The following is a 16,643-nucleotide window of genomic DNA, read 5'->3' on the forward strand; positions in this document are numbered from 1 at the left end:
TCGAGGTGCCGACCACCGAATCGGCAATCACATCAGCTCGCGAAGAGGGAGTTCCGGTGCAACTCGGACTTGTCGGCCTCGGCCGGATGGGTTTCAACATGCGCGAGCGGCTGCGCGCCGCCGGGCACGAGGTCGTCGGCTACGACCGCAACCAGGAGGTCAGTGACGCCGCGTCCGTCGCGGACATGGTCAAGTCGCTCAGCGCCCCGCGCACGGTCTGGATCATGGTGCCGCACGGCGACCCCACGAGGCAGACCATCGAGGAGCTCGCCGGTGCGCTCAGCCCCGGGGACCTCGTCATCGAGGGGGGCAACTCCCGGTTCACCGAGGACCAGGACAACGCGGCGCTGCTGGCCGAGCACGAGGTGCACTACGTCGACGTCGGCGTCTCCGGCGGGGTCTGGGGCGCGGAGAACGGCTACGGGCTGATGGCCGGTGGCGCCGCGGAGGACGTGCAGCGCGCCATGCCGATCTTCGACGCGCTGCGCCCCGAGGGGCCGCGCGACGAGGGCTTCGCCCACGCCGGACCGGTCGGTGCCGGCCACTACGCCAAGATGGTGCACAACGGCATCGAGTACGGCCTCATGCAGGCCTACGCCGAGGGCTTCGAGCTGCTCGCCGCGTCCGATGTGGTCACCGACGTGCCCGCCACGGTCAAGGCGTGGAGCCGCGGCACCGTCGTGCGGTCCTGGCTGCTCGACCTGCTCGTCCGCGCCCTCGAGGAGGACCCCGAGCTGGAGCAGCTGCGCGGTTGGGTCAGCGACTCCGGCGAGGGGCGCTGGACCGTGCAGGAGTCCATCGCCAACGCCGTGCCGACACCGGTGATCACCGCCTCGCTGTTCGCCCGGTTCTCCTCGCGGCAGGAGGACTCGCCGGCGATGAAGGCCGTCGCCGCGCTGCGCAACCAGTTCGGCGGCCACTCGGTGGCCAAGAGCGACTGAGGGAGCCCGCGGACCGGCCGGGGTGCCCGGGAGGAACCCCGGCCGGCCCGCGGGCCGGACACCCACCCGGGCGGCGGGCATCGGGAGCCGCCCGGCCGGTGCTCCCGGGCGCGCGCCGACGGCGGTGGCCCGAGGGCGGTGGCACGGCGGCGGAACCGCTGCCACCGCCGCTCCCCGCGCCGTCCCGCGGGCCGCCGGAGGTTCCGCGATACCGTCGACCACCGTGTACGTCCGCCACTTGCAAGTGACCGACTTCCGCTGCTGGGAGCACGCGGACCTGGCGCTCGGTTCGGGAACAGCGGTGCTGGTCGGCGCCAACGGTCAGGGCAAGACGAACCTCGTCGAAGCGCTCGGCTACCTCGCCACGCTGGGTTCGCACCGCGTGTCCCAGGACGCGCCGCTCGTCCGCGAGGGCGCGGAGCGCGCGATCGTGCGCGCGGCCGTCGTGCACCAGGGCCGGGAGCTGGTGGTGGAGCTGGAGATCGCCCCGGGGCGCGCCAACCGCGCGCGGATCAACCGCGGCGCGGCGGGCAAACCGCGCGACGTGCTCGGCATCCTCCGCACCGTGCTGTTCGCCCCGGAGGACCTCGCGCTGGTGCGCGGTGACCCCGGTGAGCGCCGCCGCTTCCTCGACGACCTGCTCGTTTCCCGCGCACCGCGCTACGCCGGGGTGCGCTCCGACTACGACAAGGTGCTGCGGCAGCGCAGCGCCCTGCTGAAGACGGCGGGGGCGGCCGCCCGCGGCGGGAAGTCGGCCGACCTGAGCACGCTGGAGGTCTGGGACGGCCACCTCGCGCGGCTGGGGGCGCAGCTGCTGGCGGGGCGGCTCGACCTGGTGGCCGCGCTGGCGCCGTACGTGACCAGCGAGTACGCGAGCGTGGCCGCCTCGCCGGGCTCCGCGGACGCGCCGGCCGGGCGGGTGGCGGACGTGCGCTACCGGTGCGGGATCGACGAGGCGCTGCCCGCGGGCTACGGCCAGCCGCACGGCCCGGCCGCGGACCCGGCGGTGCTGGAGGAGGTGCTGACCGAGCAGCTGCGGGAGGTGCGGCGGCAGGAGATCGAGCGGGGCGTGTCGCTGATCGGGCCGCACCGGGACGACCTCGACCTGCTCCTCGGCGACCTCCCGGCGAAGGGCTACGCCAGCCACGGCGAGTCGTGGTCCTTCGCGCTGGCCCTGCGCCTGGCCGCCTACCGGCTGCTGACGGCGGACGGCGCCGAGCCGGTGCTCATCCTCGACGACGTGTTCGCCGAGCTGGACCGCCGGCGCCGCGCGCGGCTGGCCGAGCTGGTGACCGGCGCCGAGCAGGTGCTGGTGACCGCAGCCGTGGAGGAGGACGTTCCCGAGGAGCTCACCGGTGTCCGCTTCCGCGTGGCCGAAGGCGAGGTGCAGCGTGTCGACTAGGCGTTCGACCTCCGCGCGGGCGCGCGGGCGGAGCGCAGCGGAGCGGACGAGCACTCCGAACGCGGAGGGTGAGCAAGCCGACCGCGCACAGCACTCCGCTCAGCGAAATTCGGCTACTGGGGATGGCCCTGTGGATACTGTGGATAACTCCACGCGCTCGGATGCCGCACGCACCGGCGAACCGGACGGAACCGGGGCGGGTGAAACACCCGCTCAGGACGAGGGCGGCGCCGCGGGGGGCGACCTCTCCGAGTTCGGCGACCTGCAGGGCCCCGATCTGGCGCGCGCCGCGCTGCAGGCGGCCCGGGAGCGCTCGTCCCAGCGCCGGGCCGCGCGGCGGGACTCCCGCCCGCGGGTGCGCACCGGGCAGCGCAAGCGCCGCGGCTGGTCCGGGGCCCGCTCCGACGACCGCGATCCGCAGGCGCTCGGCCGGCTCGCCTCGCGGCTGGTCAGCGAGCGCGGCTGGGGCGATCGCATCGCCGGCGGCCGCGTGTTCGCCGGTTGGGCCGGGCTGGTCGGCGAGGACGTGGCCGCGCACACCCAGCCGGTGAGCCTGCAGGACGGGGTGCTGACGGTGCGGGCCGAGTCCACCGCCTGGGCGACCCAGCTGCGCCTGCTGCAGCGGCAGCTGCTGGGTCGCATCGCCGACGGGGTCGGCCAGGACGTCGTGCGCAAGATCCGCGTGCAGGGCCCGGCGGCGCCGAGCTGGCGGCGCGGACCGCGGCACGTGCGGGGCAGGGGTCCCCGCGACACGTACGGCTGACGACCGGTCCCGGGCCGTGCGGGGAGCCGCCTCCGGGTCGTCCCGGCCGGGGTTCCCCGGGGCCGCCGACCGCGCACCGCGGTGCCCGCCGAGTGCCGGTTGGAGCCGTTGGAGGCGATGCGGGGGTGTTCGCCGGGGTCCCTGGGTCGAGTTTTTCGCTCTGTGAGCAAACCAGGGGTGTCCTTGCCCCGCTTCTGTCGTTCCAGGGAAGTAGAATCGGCTGCGGGGCGGGCGCGGATCCGCGGCGCGGGTCCGCACGCCGAGCGAGACCACCTCAGCGCCGCGCCCCCGTTCGAAGGACGGTGTGCGGCAGACGCGTGCGGTGAGCTCCACCAGCCGGAGTGCCGATCCGTCGGATCCCGACGGCAGGCGGCTGTCGCGCAGCGAGCCTCCGGCAGACCAACGACAACCGGCCCAAGGAGACATCGAGGCCCGTGACATCGAAGAAGAGCGAGTACACCGCTTCATCCATCACCGTTCTCGAGGGCCTTGAGGCAGTTCGCAAGCGCCCGGGCATGTACATCGGCTCCACCGGGGAGCGCGGTCTGCACCACCTCGTCTGGGAGGTCGTGGACAACTCCGTCGACGAGGCGATGGCCGGCTACGCCAGCCAGGTCGAGGTGACGCTGCTGCCCGAGGGCGCTGTGCGGGTCACCGACGACGGCCGCGGTGTTCCGGTGGACGAGCACCCGGTGGAGAAGAAGCCCACGCTGGAAGTGGTGCTCACGATGCTGCACGCCGGCGGCAAGTTCGGCGGTGACAGCTACGCCGTCTCCGGCGGCCTGCACGGCGTCGGCGTGTCGGTGGTGAACGCGCTGTCCTCGGTGCTCGAGGCCGAGGTGCACCGCGACGGTTACGTCTGGCGGCAGCGCTACGAGGACTCCAAGCCCGTGCACGACGTCGAGCGCGGCGAGCGGACCGACCGCACCGGCACGAGCATCACCTTCTGGGCGGACCCGAAGCTGTTCGAGACCACGCAGTTCAACGCCGAGACCGTGGCCCGCCGCATGCAGGAGATGGCCTTCCTCAACAAGGGCCTGACGCTGGTCCTGCACGACGAGCGCCACCTGGTCGACGAGACCACCGGTGAGGAGCAGGAGACCCGGCACCGGACGTTCCACTACCCGGGCGGGCTGGAGGACTTCGTCGGGCACATCAACGCCACCAAGGACCCGATCCACAAGAAGATCGTCTCCTTCAGCGCCTCCGGTCCCGGCCACGACGTCGAGATCGCGATGCAGTGGAACTCCGGCTACAACCAGTCGGTCTACACCTTCGCGAACACGATCAACACGCACGAGGGCGGTACGCACGAGGAGGGCTTCCGGGCGGCGCTGACCCGCGTGGTCAACGCCTACGCCAAGGACAAGCGGATGCTCAAGGACAAGGACGGCAACCTCACCGGTGACGACGTGCGCGAGGGCCTCGCGGCGATCATCTCCGTCAAGGTCGCCGAGCCGCAGTTCGAGGGCCAGACCAAGACCAAGCTCGGCAACACCGAGGTCAAGTCCTTCGTGCAGACCACCGCCTTCGAGTGGCTGACGGACTGGTTCGAGCGCAACCCCACCGACGCCAAGGCGATCGTGAACAAGGCCGTGTCCTCGGCGCAGGCGCGCACCGCGGCCCGCAAGGCCAAGGAGCTCGTGCGGCGCAAGAGCGCGATGGACATCGGCGGGCTGCCCGGCAAGCTCAAGGACTGCCAGTCCAACAGCCCCGAGGAGTGCGAGCTCTACATCGTCGAGGGCGACTCGGCGGGCGGTTCGGCCAAGGACGGCCGCGAGTCGCGGTTCCAGGCGATCCTGCCGATCCGCGGCAAGATCATCAACGTGGAGAAGGCCCGCCTGGACAAGGTGCTCAAGAACAACGAGGTCCAGTCGATCATCACCGCGCTGGGCACCGGCATCCACGACGAGTTCGACCTGTCCAAGCTGCGGTACAACAAGATCGTGATCATGGCCGACGCCGACGTCGACGGCCAGCACATCCGCACCCTGCTGCTCACGCTGTTCTTCCGCTTCATGCGTCCGCTCATCGAGGCGGGGCACGTGTACCTGGCCCAGCCGCCGCTGTACAAGATCAAGTGGCCGCGCTCGGAGCCGGACTACGCCTACACCGACCGCGAGCGCGACTCCCTGCTGGAGCGCGGGGTCGCCGAGGGGCGCAAGGTCCCCAAGGACGACGGCATCCAGCGGTACAAGGGGCTGGGCGAGATGGACGCCCAGGAGCTGTGGGAGACCACGATGAACCCGGACAGCCGGCTGCTGTGGCAGGTCACGCTGGACGACGCGGCGACGGCCGACGAGCTGTTCAGCGTGCTCATGGGCGAGGACGTGGACGCGCGCCGGTCGTTCATCAACCGCAACGCCAAGGACGCCCGCTTCCTGGACGTGTGAGGCGCGCCCGCACCGCGTTCGCGCGCGACGCGCGGCGGATCCGCCCGCGCCGCAGCGCCAGACTCGCCTGACCGCGTGAAAGGAATCCAAGACCGTGACCGAAACCCTGCCTCCGGAGAGCGGCCGCGTCGAACCGGTCGACATCCAGCAGGAGATGCAGAACTCCTACATCAACTACGCGATGAGCGTCATCGTGGCGCGGGCGCTGCCGGATGTCCGGGACGGGCTCAAGCCGGTGCACCGCCGCGTGCTCTACGCGATGTACGACTCCGGCTTCCGGCCCGACCGCTCGTACGTGAAGTGCTCGCGCGTCGTCGGCGAGGTGATGGGGAACTACCACCCGCACGGCGACTCGGCCATCTACGACACCCTGGTCCGCCTGGCGCAGCCCTGGGCGATGCGGCACAAGCTGGTCGACGGCCAGGGCAACTTCGGCTCGCCCGGCAACGATCCGGCCGCCGCCATGAGGTACACGGAATCGCGGCTGGCGCCGGTGGCGATGCACATGCTCGCCGACATCGAGCAGGAGACCGTCGACTTCTCGGACAACTACGACGGCCGCACCCAGGAACCGGACGTGCTGCCGTCGCGGTTCCCGAACCTGCTGGTCAACGGTGGTGGCGGGATCGCGGTCGGGATGGCCACGAACATCCCGCCGCACAACCTGCGCGAGGTGGCCGACGGCGTCGTGTGGGCGCTGGAGAACCCGGAGGCCACCGACGAGGAGCTGCTCGAGGCGATGATCGAGCGGATCAAGGGCCCCGACTTCCCGACGCGCGGGCTGATCCTCGGCACCAACTCGATCGCGGACGCCTACCGGACGGGCCGCGGCTCCATCAAGATGCGCGCGGTGGTCAACGTCGAGGAGGACCGCAAGGGGCGCAACTCGCTGATCGTCACCGAGCTGCCGTACCAGGTCAACCCGGACAACTTGATCGAGGGCATCGCGACGATGCACCGGGACGGCAAGATCTCCGGCATCGCCGACATCGCCGACGAGTCGAACAGCCGCCGCGGCATGCGGATCGTCATCACGCTCAAGCGGGACGCGATCCCGAAGGTCGTGCTGAACAACCTGTACAAGCACACCCAGCTGCAGACGACGTTCGGCATGAACATGCTCGCGCTGGTCGACGGGGTGCCGCGCACGCTGCGGCTGGACCAGGCGATCAAGCTCTACGTCAAGCACCAGGTCGACGTGATCGTGCGGCGCACCCGCTACCGGCTGCGCAAGGCCGAGGAGCGCGCGCACGTGCTGCGCGGGCTGGCCAAGGCGCTGGACCACCTCGACGAGGTGATCGCGCTGATCCGCCGCTCGCCCACGGTCGACGAGGCCCGCACCGGGCTGATCGAGCTGCTCGAGGTCGACGAGACGCAGGCGAACGAGATCCTGGCGATGCAGCTGCGCCGGTTGGCGGCCCTGGAGCGGCAGAAGATCCTCGACGAGCTGGCCGAGATCGAGGAGAAGATCGCCGACCTGCGCGACGTCCTGGACAAGCCGGAGCGGCAGCGCGCGATCATCCGCGAGGAACTGATGTCGATCGTGCACCAGTACGCCGAGGAGCGGCGCACGAAGATCGTGCCGTACTCCGGTGAGGTCGCGATCGAGGACCTGATCGCCGACGAGGACGTCGTGGTCACCATCACCCGGACCGGGTACGCCAAGCGGACGCGCACGGACCTGTACCGGGCGCAGAAGCGCGGCGGCAAGGGCGTGCAGGGCGCGCAGCTGAAGCAGGACGACATCGTGTCGCACTTCTTCGTGTGCTCCACGCACGACTGGATCCTGTTCTTCACGAACAAGGGGCGGGTCTACCGGACGAAGGCCTACGAGCTGCCGGAGGCCAACCGCACGGCGCGCGGTCAGCACGTGGCGAACCTGCTGGCCTTCCAGCCGGACGAGCACATCGCCCAGGTCATGCAGATCAAGGACTACACGGTCGCGCCGTACCTGGTCCTGGCCACGAAGAACGGTTTGGTCAAGAAGTCGCGTCTGACCGACTTTGATTCCAACCGCTCCGGTGGTTTGATCGGGATCAACCTCAAGGACACCGACGAGGTGGTGGGGGCGGTCCTCTGCTCGGCGGAGGACGACCTGCTGCTGGTTTCCGAGGAAGGGCAGTCCATCCGGTTCCGCGCCAGCGACGAGGCGCTGCGGCCGATGGGCCGGGCCACCTCCGGGGTGCTCGGCATGCGCTTCAACGAGGGGGACGAACTGCTCTCCATGGGCGTTGTCCGGCCGGACCGCTACGTCCTGGTCGCCACGGACGGGGGTTATGCCAAGCGCACTCCGATCGATGACTACGCGCTGCAGGGCCGGGGCGGCAAGGGCGTGCTGACCATTCAGCACGACGAGAAACGTGGCAGGCTTGTGGGCGCGCTCATCGTCGACAACGACGACGAGCTCTACGCGATCACTTCGACCGGTGGGGTCATCCGCACCACCGCCGGGGAGGTGCGCAAGGCCGGCAGGCAGACCAAGGGTGTGCGGCTGATGAACCTCGACGAGGGCACCAGCCTGGTGGCGATCGCGCGGAACGCGGACGAGGCCGCCGATCCGGACACCGCCGGTCAGCCGGGCAGCACCGGCCAGCAGAACTGAAAGCGGCCAGCACACATCGTGGGGCGGTCCGCTCGCTGACCCCTCCGGGGGTCTCCTGGCGGGCCGCCGACCACGTCGACGCTCGACAAGGGATCGCTCGTGACAGCTTCCGACAAGCCGGAGGAATCGGATTCGCGCCCGGAGGAGGACGCGGACCGGAGCGTGGTCATGACAGACGCGGCGCAGGACTCCGAGACCGCCGGATCCGCCGCCGGTGCGGGCGGAGCGGACGCCACCGAGCAGGCGGGCGCCGCGCAGGAGGGAACGGAGGCCCCGCCGCCGTGGCAGCGGGGCGCTGCCGCGGACACCTCCGCCCCTGCGGCGGGTGCCTCCGCGGCGGGTGCGGGCACCGCGGAGACCTCCGCCTCGGCGGCGGACACCGCGGCCACCGCGGAGCAGCCGACCGTGCGGGCCGGTGGTGCCGCCGCAGCCGGTGCGGTGCACGATCAGGAGACCGTGCGCACGCAGCTGCCGCAGGACCAGCAGCGCAGCCCGGTGTCGTTCGACACCGGGACCGCTCGGGACGACGGGGCCGCCCGCGGTGCGGGCGCCGGTGCCGAGCCGGCGTCGAGCTCGGCGGGCTCCGCCCGGCGGCCGAGCCGGGGACCGCGGCGCGCGAGCCTGCACATCAAGCGGGTCGACCCCTGGTCGGTGCTCAAGCTGGCGCTGGTGCTCAGCGTCGCGGCCTTCATCGTGTGGATGATCGCCGTCGCGGTGCTGTACGGCGTGCTGGACGGGATGGGCGTCTGGGACAACCTGAACAGCGGCATCTCGGACCTCACGCAGACGGACAACACGCTGAGCGATCCGCTCATCAGCGCGGGCAGCGTGTTCGGCGTCGCGCTGATCGTGGGGGCGATCAACATCGTGCTCGTCACGGCGCTGTCGACGGTCGCGGCGTTCATCTACAACGTCGCCGCGGACTTCGCCGGCGGTCTGGAGGTCACCCTGTCCGAGCGGGAGTGAGGCCGGTCGGGTGCCCCGCGGCGACGGCGTCGTGAATCGCGGGGCACCCCCCGTTGAACGGTGTGCCGCGCGGTCCTGTAATGTGTGTGGCGCACCGAGGGCCTATAGCTCAGACGGTTAGAGCGCTTCGCTGATAACGAAGAGGTCGCTGGTTCAAGTCCAGCTAGGCCCACGATCCCAGGCTTTTCCAGCGCCGTGGGATGGCCCAGCGTCACGGCACTGATGCCGTCATAGGGAGGCGTCCGCAATGAAGAAGCTGATCGCACTGGCCGCCGTTGCCGGCGTCGTGTTTTTCGTCATTCGGCGCAACCGTGCCGCCAAGGCCGAGGCCGACCTGTGGCGCGAGGCGACCGCTGAGGCGTGACGACGCCGCGCGGTGCTGACCGGCCCGGCGGGTCCCCGCGGGCTTCGTCTTCGGGCGGCCCCTGAGCGCCCGGCAGGTGTTCCGCCGGTTCTCCGCGGTCGAGTTCCTCCCGCGGGCGCGGGATCCGCAGGTCCAGACCTCGTGAATCCGGCTCGCGATTCCGTCCTGCTGGGGACGTAGCTCAATCGGCAGAGCACCGCCTTTGCAAGGCGGGGGTTAGGGGTTCGATTCCCCTCGTCTCCACCACCGAAAGACCAGGTCACGCGGCCTGGTCTTTTTTCATGATCCACTCTGGATCACATCTGGATCACCTTCGGTGTGACCTGCTCAATCCGTGCGCGCAGTAGTCGTGCGCGCGGGCGCTCGGGTACCGTCAGCGCGGTTGCACAGGATGGTCGTCCGGTGCCACATTCCGGACACCATGGACTGCGGAACCCCGTTCCGGCAGCGTTGGCGGAACTGACGGGTGGCGATGGCGTGTACCGCAGCCGACCGAAGCGCGACCGGGGCGTTCAGCACCGCGGTGCCGCGGTCTCGATGCCTGCGGCCCGCGATGATTTCCGACGCAGCGCTTCCCCCAGCAGTGCGCGGATGATCACCTACTGTTGTGACGCCGCACGCCTGGCACGCCCGGCCGGTCGGAGATTCCTCGCGTGCGGTTCGAGATGAGAGCGGAGTGGCACATGTTCTTGCACGAGACCCTGGAACCCGTCTACGAGGAGGTCGTGGGGCGCAACGCCGGGGAGAGCGAGTTCCACCAGGCGGTGCGCGAGGTCTTCGAGAGCGTCGGCGTGGTGCTGGGCAAGCACCCGCAGTACACCCAGGCCCGGATCATGGAGCGTCTCTGCGAACCGGAACGGCAGATCATCTTCCGCGTCCCGTGGCAGGACGACAACGGCGAGGTTCACATCAACCGCGGGTTCCGCGTCGAGTTCAACAGCGCGCTGGGCCCGTTCAAGGGCGGACTGCGGTTCCACCCGAGCGTGTACCTGGGGATCGTCAAGTTCCTCGGGTTCGAGCAGATCTTCAAGAACGCGCTGACCGGCCTGCCGATCGGCGGGGCCAAGGGCGGTGCGGACTTCGACCCGAAGGGCAAGTCCGATCGGGAGATCATGGCGTTCTGCCAGAGCTTCATGACCGAGATGTACCGCCACCTCGGTGAGCACACCGACGTTCCGGCCGGGGACATCGGGGTCGGCGGCCGGGAGATCGGCTACCTGTTCGGCCAGTACAAGCGGTTGACGAACCGGTACGAGTCCGGCGTGCTGACCGGCAAGAACGAGGCCTTCGGCGGGGCGCAGATCCGCACCGAGGCGACCGGCTACGGAACCGTGTTCTTCGTGCAGGACATGCTCGCGGCGCGGGGCGACTCGCTGGCGGGCAAGACCGCGGTGGTGTCCGGCTCCGGCAACGTGGCGATCTACGCGATGCAGAAGGTGCACGAGCTCGGCGGCACGGTGGTGGCCTGCTCGGACTCGGGCGGTGTGCTCTACGACGAGAAGGGCATCGACGTCGATCTCGTCAAGGAGCTCAAGGAGGTCGAGCGCACCCGGCTGTCCGAGTACACCGAGCGGCGCTCCTCCGGCCGGTTCCGGCAGGACCGCCAGGTGTGGGACGTCGAGGCGGACGTGGCGATGCCGTGCGCCACGCAGAACGAGATCACCGGCAAGGAGGCCGAGCAGCTCGTGCGCAACGGCTGCATCGCGATCGCGGAGGGCGCGAACATGCCGACGACTCCGGAGGGCGTGCGCGTGTTCCGGGACGCCGGTGTGGCGTTCGGCCCGGGCAAGGCCGCCAACGCCGGTGGCGTGGCGACCTCGGCGCTGGAGATGCAGCAGAACGCCTCGCGGGATTCCTGGTCGCGCGAGTTCAGCGAGCAGCGCCTGCGCGAGATCATGAGCAACGTGCACGACCGCTGCTACCGCACGGCGGAGGAGTACGGCATGCCCGGGGACTACGTGGCCGGGGCGAACATCGCCGGGTTCCTGCGGGTGGCCGACGCGATGCTGGCGCTCGGCCTGGTCTGAGCGGCTGCGCCGCTCGCCGGGACCGGTGCGGCCGAGCACGCGACCGCCAGTCCGCGCACCCGGGCCGCGCTGCCCGGGTGCGCCGGGCCGGCCGGCGCACCCGGCGCGGCTCAGCCGGTCGGACCGGGGCGGACGCCGGGACCGTCCGCGCCCGCCGCGGGGCTCGGCGTCGCCGCCGCGGTGTCGGTGTCCGCGCGGCGCGCGGAGCCGTTCGGCTCGGGGTACTCGTCCTTCTCGCCGCCGAGGGGGACTTCCTCCGGGCGGCGGGTCAGCAGCAGCGCCACACCGGCCGCGCAGGCCGCCGCCAGCACGCCCAGCACCACCCACCGCCACGTGCGGTGCTTGGGTTTGCCGGGGTCGATGCGGGCGGCGAGTTCGCGCCGGGCCGCTTCGGTGTTGCGGGCGAGCTGCTTGCGCTGCTGCTTGGTGCGCTTGTCCCACTCCTTGCGCATCTTGCGGCTGCGCTTGGCCAGCTCCTTGCGGGACATGCCGGTGGTCCTGCGCGCGAGCTGGTCCTGGATCTCGGCGGTGGACAGGCCCCGCTGGGCGAGCTCGCGGTCGGCCCGCGCCGCTGCCTGCTTGGACACGACCAGCCCGACGTGGCCTGCGCGCTTGGCTCCGCGCCGCGCGGTGCGCATGCCGGTGCCGACGGCCTTGCCCATGTTCTCTCCGGCACGGGCCATCGTGGTGACTTCGTCCATGTTCTTCCTCCTTGGCCGGTGGGGACCGGCCGGCCGGACTTCCACCGGAGGTGGTCCCCGGTGGTTGGTGATGGCCCGCCGACTGCCGCGGGAGGAAGCCTGGTCGGCGGGCAGCCACGCCCTATCGTGCACCCGAACACGGTGTGCCCGCTCTGCGATGGCAGGATGGTCGGGTGGCTGAAGACAACGGATCGCTCGTCGGGATGACGTTGACCGCGACCCTGCACACGACGCAGGGGGACATCCGGCTCAACCTGTTCTCGAACAAGGCTCCCAAGACAGTGGCCAACTTCGTCGGGCTCGCGGAGGGCACCAAGGAGTACTACGCGCCGAACGCGCGCGGGGAACGCTCCGGCCCGTTCTACGACGGGGTCATCTTCCACCGCGTGATCGACGGTTTCATGATCCAGACCGGTGACCCCACGGGCACGGGCCGCGGCGGACCGGGGTACGAGTTCGCCGACGAGTTCCACCCGGAGCTGCAGTTCAACCGCCCCTACCTGCTGGCGATGGCCAACGCGGGGCCGAACACCAACGGGTCGCAGTTCTTCATCTCGGTCGCGGCGACGAGCTGGTTGAACTACAAGCACAGCATCTTCGGCGAGGTCGCCGACGAGGCCTCCAAGGAGGTCGTGGACTCGATCGCGCACACCGCGACGGGGCAGGGCGACCGGCCGATCAACGACATCGTGATCGAGAAGGTCACCATCGAGCGCGGCGAGAACGCTGCTCAGTGACCCCACGGCCCGGCGAGGTGCATCGTGAGCGTGCCACCCGGGACGCCGCCGCAGCCTGAGGCGGGGCAGCAGTTACCCGCTTGCGCGCGTCACCCCGATCGGCCGACCGGCCTGCGCTGCACGCGGTGCGAGCGGCCGGCCTGCCCGGACTGCCTGCGCGAGGCCTCGGTCGGCTACCACTGCGTGGACTGCGTCGACGAGGGACGGCGCCGCCAGCGCACGCCGAGGACCGTGGCGGGGGCGCAGTACCAGCTCGGCAAGCCGTTCGTGGTCCTCACGCTCGTCGTGCTGAACGTGGGCATGTTCGTGCTCACGGCCGTGGTGGCCGGCAGCGCGCAGCGCAACCTCAGCTCCCAGCTCGGCGCGGACCTGGCGATGGTCCCGCTGCTGACGGCGCAGGGCCAGTGGTGGCGGTTGGTCACTTCCGGCTTCCTGCACTTCGGGGTGGCCCACCTGGCGATGAACATGATCGCCCTGTGGGTGATCGGCCGGGACCTGGAGGTGGTGCTGGGCCGGTTGCGGTTCCTCGCGGTGTACGTGCTGGGGCTGCTCGGTGGCAGCGTCGCCGTGTTCGCCTTCGGCCAGCAGCTGTCGATGATGGCGGGCGCCTCCGGTGCCGTGTACGGGCTGATGGGCGGTATCGCGCTGGTGGCGCTGCGGCTGAAGATCAGCCTGCGCCCGGTGATCACGGTGATCGTGCTGAACCTGCTGATCACGTTCACGATCCCGGCGATCTCGGTGTACGGCCACCTGGGCGGTCTGGTCATCGGTTCGGCGGCGACGGCGGCGCTGGTGTACGCGCCGCAGCAGCGGCGCACGCTGCTGCAGGCGAGCGCGCTCGGGGGGTTGTTCGTGCTGCTCGTGGCGATGATCATCACGCGGGACGCGCAGTTGGCGCAGGCGGCCGCGGTGCTGCCGGGGATGACCTCCACCTGACCGCAGATGGCGCCATCCCTCAGCAAGCGGCTGCGCCGCTCGCCTGACGGGCCGGTGCGGGGCCGAGCACACGGCCACCGATCCGCGCGGCCACTGAGCTCACCGGCCCTGCCCTCAGGTGCCGCCGTGCTCGTGGTGCAGGCGTTCGAGCTCCGCCGCGACGTCCTCCGGATCGGCGCCGAGGTCGAAGCGGCCGAGCACGATCAGCCGCTCGTCGGGTGTCTCCAGCTCCACGCTGCGCGTGGTGCGCCCGTGGCGGCGCTGCTCGTGCGCGCGGGGTGTGATCTCGGACCAGCCGAAGCGGCGGCGCCCGCGCAGCCCGCGGACGGTGACGCCGTGCGGGTCGGCGCTCAACCGCGGCCGGAAGGCCGTGGCGTGACCGGTCAGCGCCAGCAGCGCCAGGGCGACCACGCCGATGAACAGCCGGTCCACCGCGTTGGTGGACAGCAGCCACCAGGCGGCGGCAGCGGCCGTGAGGACCCAGCCGGTGACCACCATCCCGAGCGGGGTCGACCAGCTGCGGGTCTCGTTCGGTTCACCCATGCTCACCTGCGAGGATCCGAGTTGTCCACAGGGGCTGTCCACATGGGGATGACTTACGTCCGTGTCGTTCTGCTGGGCAGGGACGCGCTCCGTCCCGGTGGGCGGGCCGGGGGCCGCGGCCGGCGGGCAGGAGTCGCTGGTGCCAGCGGATATTATCAGCGACTAGCGCCATCCCATCGTCATGATCAGCCCGACGATCATGAGACCGAAGCCGACCGCGAAGTTCCACGCCCCCATCTCGGCGATGAACGGGATCTTGTCGCCTGCCAGGTAGTTGACGATCAGCCACAGCAGGCCGAGGAGCATGAGCCCGAACATGACGCCCAGATACAGCGGATGGGTCGGCCCCTTGAGCTTCGCCGGCGTGCGCGCACCGGCAGTGGTCTGGGCGGAGCGATCCTTCTTGCGCACCTTGGACTTCGGCATGGTGTCCTCGCCAGGTCGTGCGGCCGGGCCGGACTGCGGGGTCGGGCCAGACCGCGGGTCGGGTCAGGTCGCGGGACCGGTGTGCGGAACGGACCGTGGCCGTGCTGGTGAGCGGATCACCGACGCGCCGCCGCCGTGACCCGCGGCGGTGGAACGAGCGGTGACGCTGCAGCGTTCGTGACGGGTCGTTCCCCGGGGACTACGTTAACGTAATCACCGATCAGCCCGTGAGCCCCGGTTCCGCCCCGCCGGGCGCGACGGAGGACGCCGCATGCCTGGAACGGTCGGAACGCGACCTCGCCGGGGCGGCTCCCGCGCGCGGGCGTTGCGCGTGCTCGGCGAGCTCCTGATCCTCGCGGGCCTCGCCGCGCTGCTGGTCGTGGTCCACGCGCTGTACGTCACCGACTGGTTCACCGCGCGCGAGCAGGACGAGGCCACGGCGCGGCTGCAGCAGCGGTGGCGCGGCGCGGCACCTCCGCCCGGCGGTGCCCCTCCCGCTGCGCAGCAGCGGCCGGAGCCGGGGCGGGCCTTCGCGCGGCTGCACGTGCCCGCGTTCGGCCCGGACTTCGCCGTCACCGTGTTCGAGGGCACCGGAGCGGGCACGCTCCGCTCCGGCCCGGGCCACTACGCGGCCACGCAGCTGCCCGGGCGGCGCGGCAACTTCGCCGTGGCCGGTCACCGCGTCGGACGCGGGGCCGCGTTCAACGACCTCGACCAGCTCTCGACCTGCGACGCGCTCGTCGTGGAGACCGGCACGCGCTGGTACGTCTACCGGGTGCTGCCGGTACCCGGCGAGCCGCCCCCGGCGGAGGACGGGCGCTGCGCGCGGGTGCACCCGCTCGGCGCCGCCTACGGCGGCGCGGTCGGCAGGCGGATCGTGCAACCGGAGCGCCGCGACGTGCTCCACCCGGTTCCCGGCAGACCGCGCGGCGCGCTGCCGGAGCGGCGGCGCGCCAGGCTGATCACGCTGACCACCTGCCACCCGGAGTTCTCCGCCGCCGAGCGCCTGGTGGTGCACGGCGTGCTCGTGGACGAGCGCCCGAAGGGGCGGGGATCCGCCGGGACGCGGCCACCGGGGCCCGGGGAGGGGTGATGCCCGCCCGGTCCCGGCGTCACCTGCGGTTTGCCACTACAGTGGCCGTGTGCGCGTACTCGTCGTCGACAACTACGACAGCTTCGTCTACAACATCGTCCAGTACCTCGCCCAGCTCGGCGCGGAGTGCGTGGTGCGGCGCAACGACGTCGTCACCGACGCGGACCTCGCGGCGGCCGACGGGGTGCTGCTCAGCCCCGGCCCGGGCACGCCGCAGCGCGCCGGCCGGTCGATGGAGATCGTCCGGTGGTGCGCCGGGCAGCAGCGGCCCGTGTTCGGCGTGTGCCTCGGCATGCAGGCCATGGGAGCAGTGTGGGGCGGTGTCGTCGACCGGGCGCCGGAGCTGCTGCACGGCAAGGTCAGCGGCATCGAGCACACCGGGCGGGGCGTGTTCACCGGCCTGCCCGAGGACTTCCCCGCCACGCGGTACCACTCGTTGATCGTCACCGCCGACAGCGTGCCGGAGCCGTTCGAGGTGACCGCGTGGGCCGCGGCCGATGACGGGACGCGGTTGGTGATGGGCATGCGCCACCGCGAACTGCCCGTGGAGGGGGTGCAGTTCCACCCCGAGTCGGTGCTCACCGACGCCGGGCACCGGATGCTGGCCAACTGGATGGCCGCGGCGGGCCACCCCGTCGCCGAGGGCGTCGTCGGCGGGTTGGAGAGCGAGATGCGCCGGGTCGCCGCCACCGCTCGGCGGAGCTGACCCGCCGAGCGGTGCCGGCGGCCCCGCGGCGCGCCGGCCCGAC

The 16,643-nt window shown here is 71.4% G+C and carries 14 protein-coding genes, 2 tRNA genes and 1 pseudogene; 14 read left to right on the plus strand and 3 right to left on the minus strand.

Features of this window, described 5'->3' with window-relative positions:
• Positions 1-56: 56 nt before the first annotated feature.
• From gnd to gdhA, 10 genes and pseudogenes are all read left to right on the plus strand, one after another.
• Positions 57-941 carry a phosphogluconate dehydrogenase (NAD(+)-dependent, decarboxylating) gene (gene gnd / locus ACYVJE_RS05670; RefSeq protein ID WP_461143610.1) on the plus strand — a complete coding sequence of 295 codons (885 nt, stop codon included), beginning with the start codon at positions 57-59 and terminating at the stop codon, positions 939-941.
• A gap of 223 nt (positions 942-1,164) precedes the next feature.
• Positions 1,165-2,343, plus strand: coding sequence for a DNA replication/repair protein RecF (recF, locus tag ACYVJE_RS05675; protein WP_461143611.1), 1,179 nt, complete (start codon positions 1,165-1,167; stop codon positions 2,341-2,343).
• Positions 2,344-2,482: 139 nt separating this feature from the next.
• A complete protein-coding gene (locus ACYVJE_RS05680) occupies positions 2,483-3,106 on the plus strand; it encodes a DciA family protein (RefSeq protein WP_461143785.1) in 624 nt (207 codons plus the stop codon).
• Positions 3,107-3,540: 434 nt separating this feature from the next.
• The gene (gene gyrB, locus ACYVJE_RS05685) at positions 3,541-5,499 is read left to right on the plus strand and encodes a DNA topoisomerase (ATP-hydrolyzing) subunit B (RefSeq protein ID WP_459157788.1); all 1,959 of its coding nucleotides are present in this window, start codon (positions 3,541-3,543) and stop codon (positions 5,497-5,499) included.
• Positions 5,500-5,593: 94 nt separating this feature from the next.
• Positions 5,594-8,101, plus strand: coding sequence for a DNA gyrase subunit A (gyrA, locus tag ACYVJE_RS05690; protein WP_461143612.1), 2,508 nt, complete (start codon positions 5,594-5,596; stop codon positions 8,099-8,101).
• A 99-nt stretch (positions 8,102-8,200) separates the two neighbouring features.
• The gene (locus ACYVJE_RS05695) at positions 8,201-9,067 is read left to right on the plus strand and encodes a DUF3566 domain-containing protein (protein ID WP_461143613.1); all 867 of its coding nucleotides are present in this window, start codon (positions 8,201-8,203) and stop codon (positions 9,065-9,067) included.
• A 98-nt stretch (positions 9,068-9,165) separates the two neighbouring features.
• Positions 9,166-9,239, plus strand: a tRNA-Ile gene (locus ACYVJE_RS05700).
• Positions 9,240-9,314: 75 nt separating this feature from the next.
• Positions 9,315-9,422, plus strand: a pseudogene (locus ACYVJE_RS05705) (DLW-39 family protein); the annotation flags it as partial.
• A 179-nt stretch (positions 9,423-9,601) separates the two neighbouring features.
• Positions 9,602-9,677, plus strand: a tRNA-Ala gene (locus ACYVJE_RS05710).
• 437 nt (positions 9,678-10,114) lie between these two features.
• Positions 10,115-11,458 (plus strand): NADP-specific glutamate dehydrogenase, encoded by a 1,344-nt coding sequence (gdhA, locus tag ACYVJE_RS05715; protein ID WP_459157791.1) that lies wholly within the window; start codon positions 10,115-10,117, stop codon positions 11,456-11,458.
• 110 nt (positions 11,459-11,568) lie between these two features.
• Here the strand turns inward: gdhA and ACYVJE_RS05720 are convergent, their stop codons facing one another.
• Positions 11,569-12,159, minus strand: coding sequence for a hypothetical protein (locus ACYVJE_RS05720; RefSeq protein WP_461143614.1), 591 nt, complete (start codon positions 12,157-12,159; stop codon positions 11,569-11,571).
• Positions 12,160-12,362: 203 nt separating this feature from the next.
• On the opposite strand from ACYVJE_RS05720, the gene ACYVJE_RS05725 reads away from it, so the two are divergent.
• Both ACYVJE_RS05725 and ACYVJE_RS05730 read left to right on the plus strand, forming a co-directional pair.
• Positions 12,363-12,896, plus strand: coding sequence for a peptidylprolyl isomerase (locus tag ACYVJE_RS05725; protein WP_459160115.1), 534 nt, complete (start codon positions 12,363-12,365; stop codon positions 12,894-12,896).
• A 24-nt stretch (positions 12,897-12,920) separates the two neighbouring features.
• Positions 12,921-13,832, plus strand: a complete 912-nt coding sequence (locus ACYVJE_RS05730) for a rhomboid family intramembrane serine protease (protein ID WP_461143615.1) — start codon at positions 12,921-12,923, stop codon at positions 13,830-13,832.
• Positions 13,833-13,946: 114 nt separating this feature from the next.
• Here ACYVJE_RS05730 and ACYVJE_RS05735 read toward each other — a convergent pair whose 3' ends face one another.
• Together ACYVJE_RS05735 and crgA are read right to left on the minus strand one after the other, a co-directional pair.
• Entirely contained in the window at positions 13,947-14,375 is a 429-nt protein-coding gene (locus tag ACYVJE_RS05735) for a PH domain-containing protein (RefSeq protein ID WP_461143616.1), read from the minus strand.
• A gap of 162 nt (positions 14,376-14,537) precedes the next feature.
• On the minus strand, positions 14,538-14,801 hold the full coding sequence (gene crgA / locus ACYVJE_RS05740; protein WP_459157795.1) for a cell division protein CrgA: 264 nt from the start codon (positions 14,799-14,801) through the stop codon (positions 14,538-14,540).
• 271 nt (positions 14,802-15,072) lie between these two features.
• Here crgA and ACYVJE_RS05745 point away from each other — a divergent pair, with 271 nt between their 5' ends.
• Both ACYVJE_RS05745 and ACYVJE_RS05750 read left to right on the plus strand, forming a co-directional pair.
• The gene (locus tag ACYVJE_RS05745; RefSeq protein WP_461143617.1) at positions 15,073-15,894 is read left to right on the plus strand and encodes a class E sortase; all 822 of its coding nucleotides are present in this window, start codon (positions 15,073-15,075) and stop codon (positions 15,892-15,894) included.
• A 49-nt stretch (positions 15,895-15,943) separates the two neighbouring features.
• Complete coding sequence (locus tag ACYVJE_RS05750; RefSeq protein WP_459157797.1) at positions 15,944-16,600, plus strand: aminodeoxychorismate/anthranilate synthase component II; 657 nt, start codon at positions 15,944-15,946, stop codon at positions 16,598-16,600.
• Positions 16,601-16,643: the final 43 nt, after the last annotated feature.

The organism is Salinifilum aidingensis, assembly GCF_054782015.1.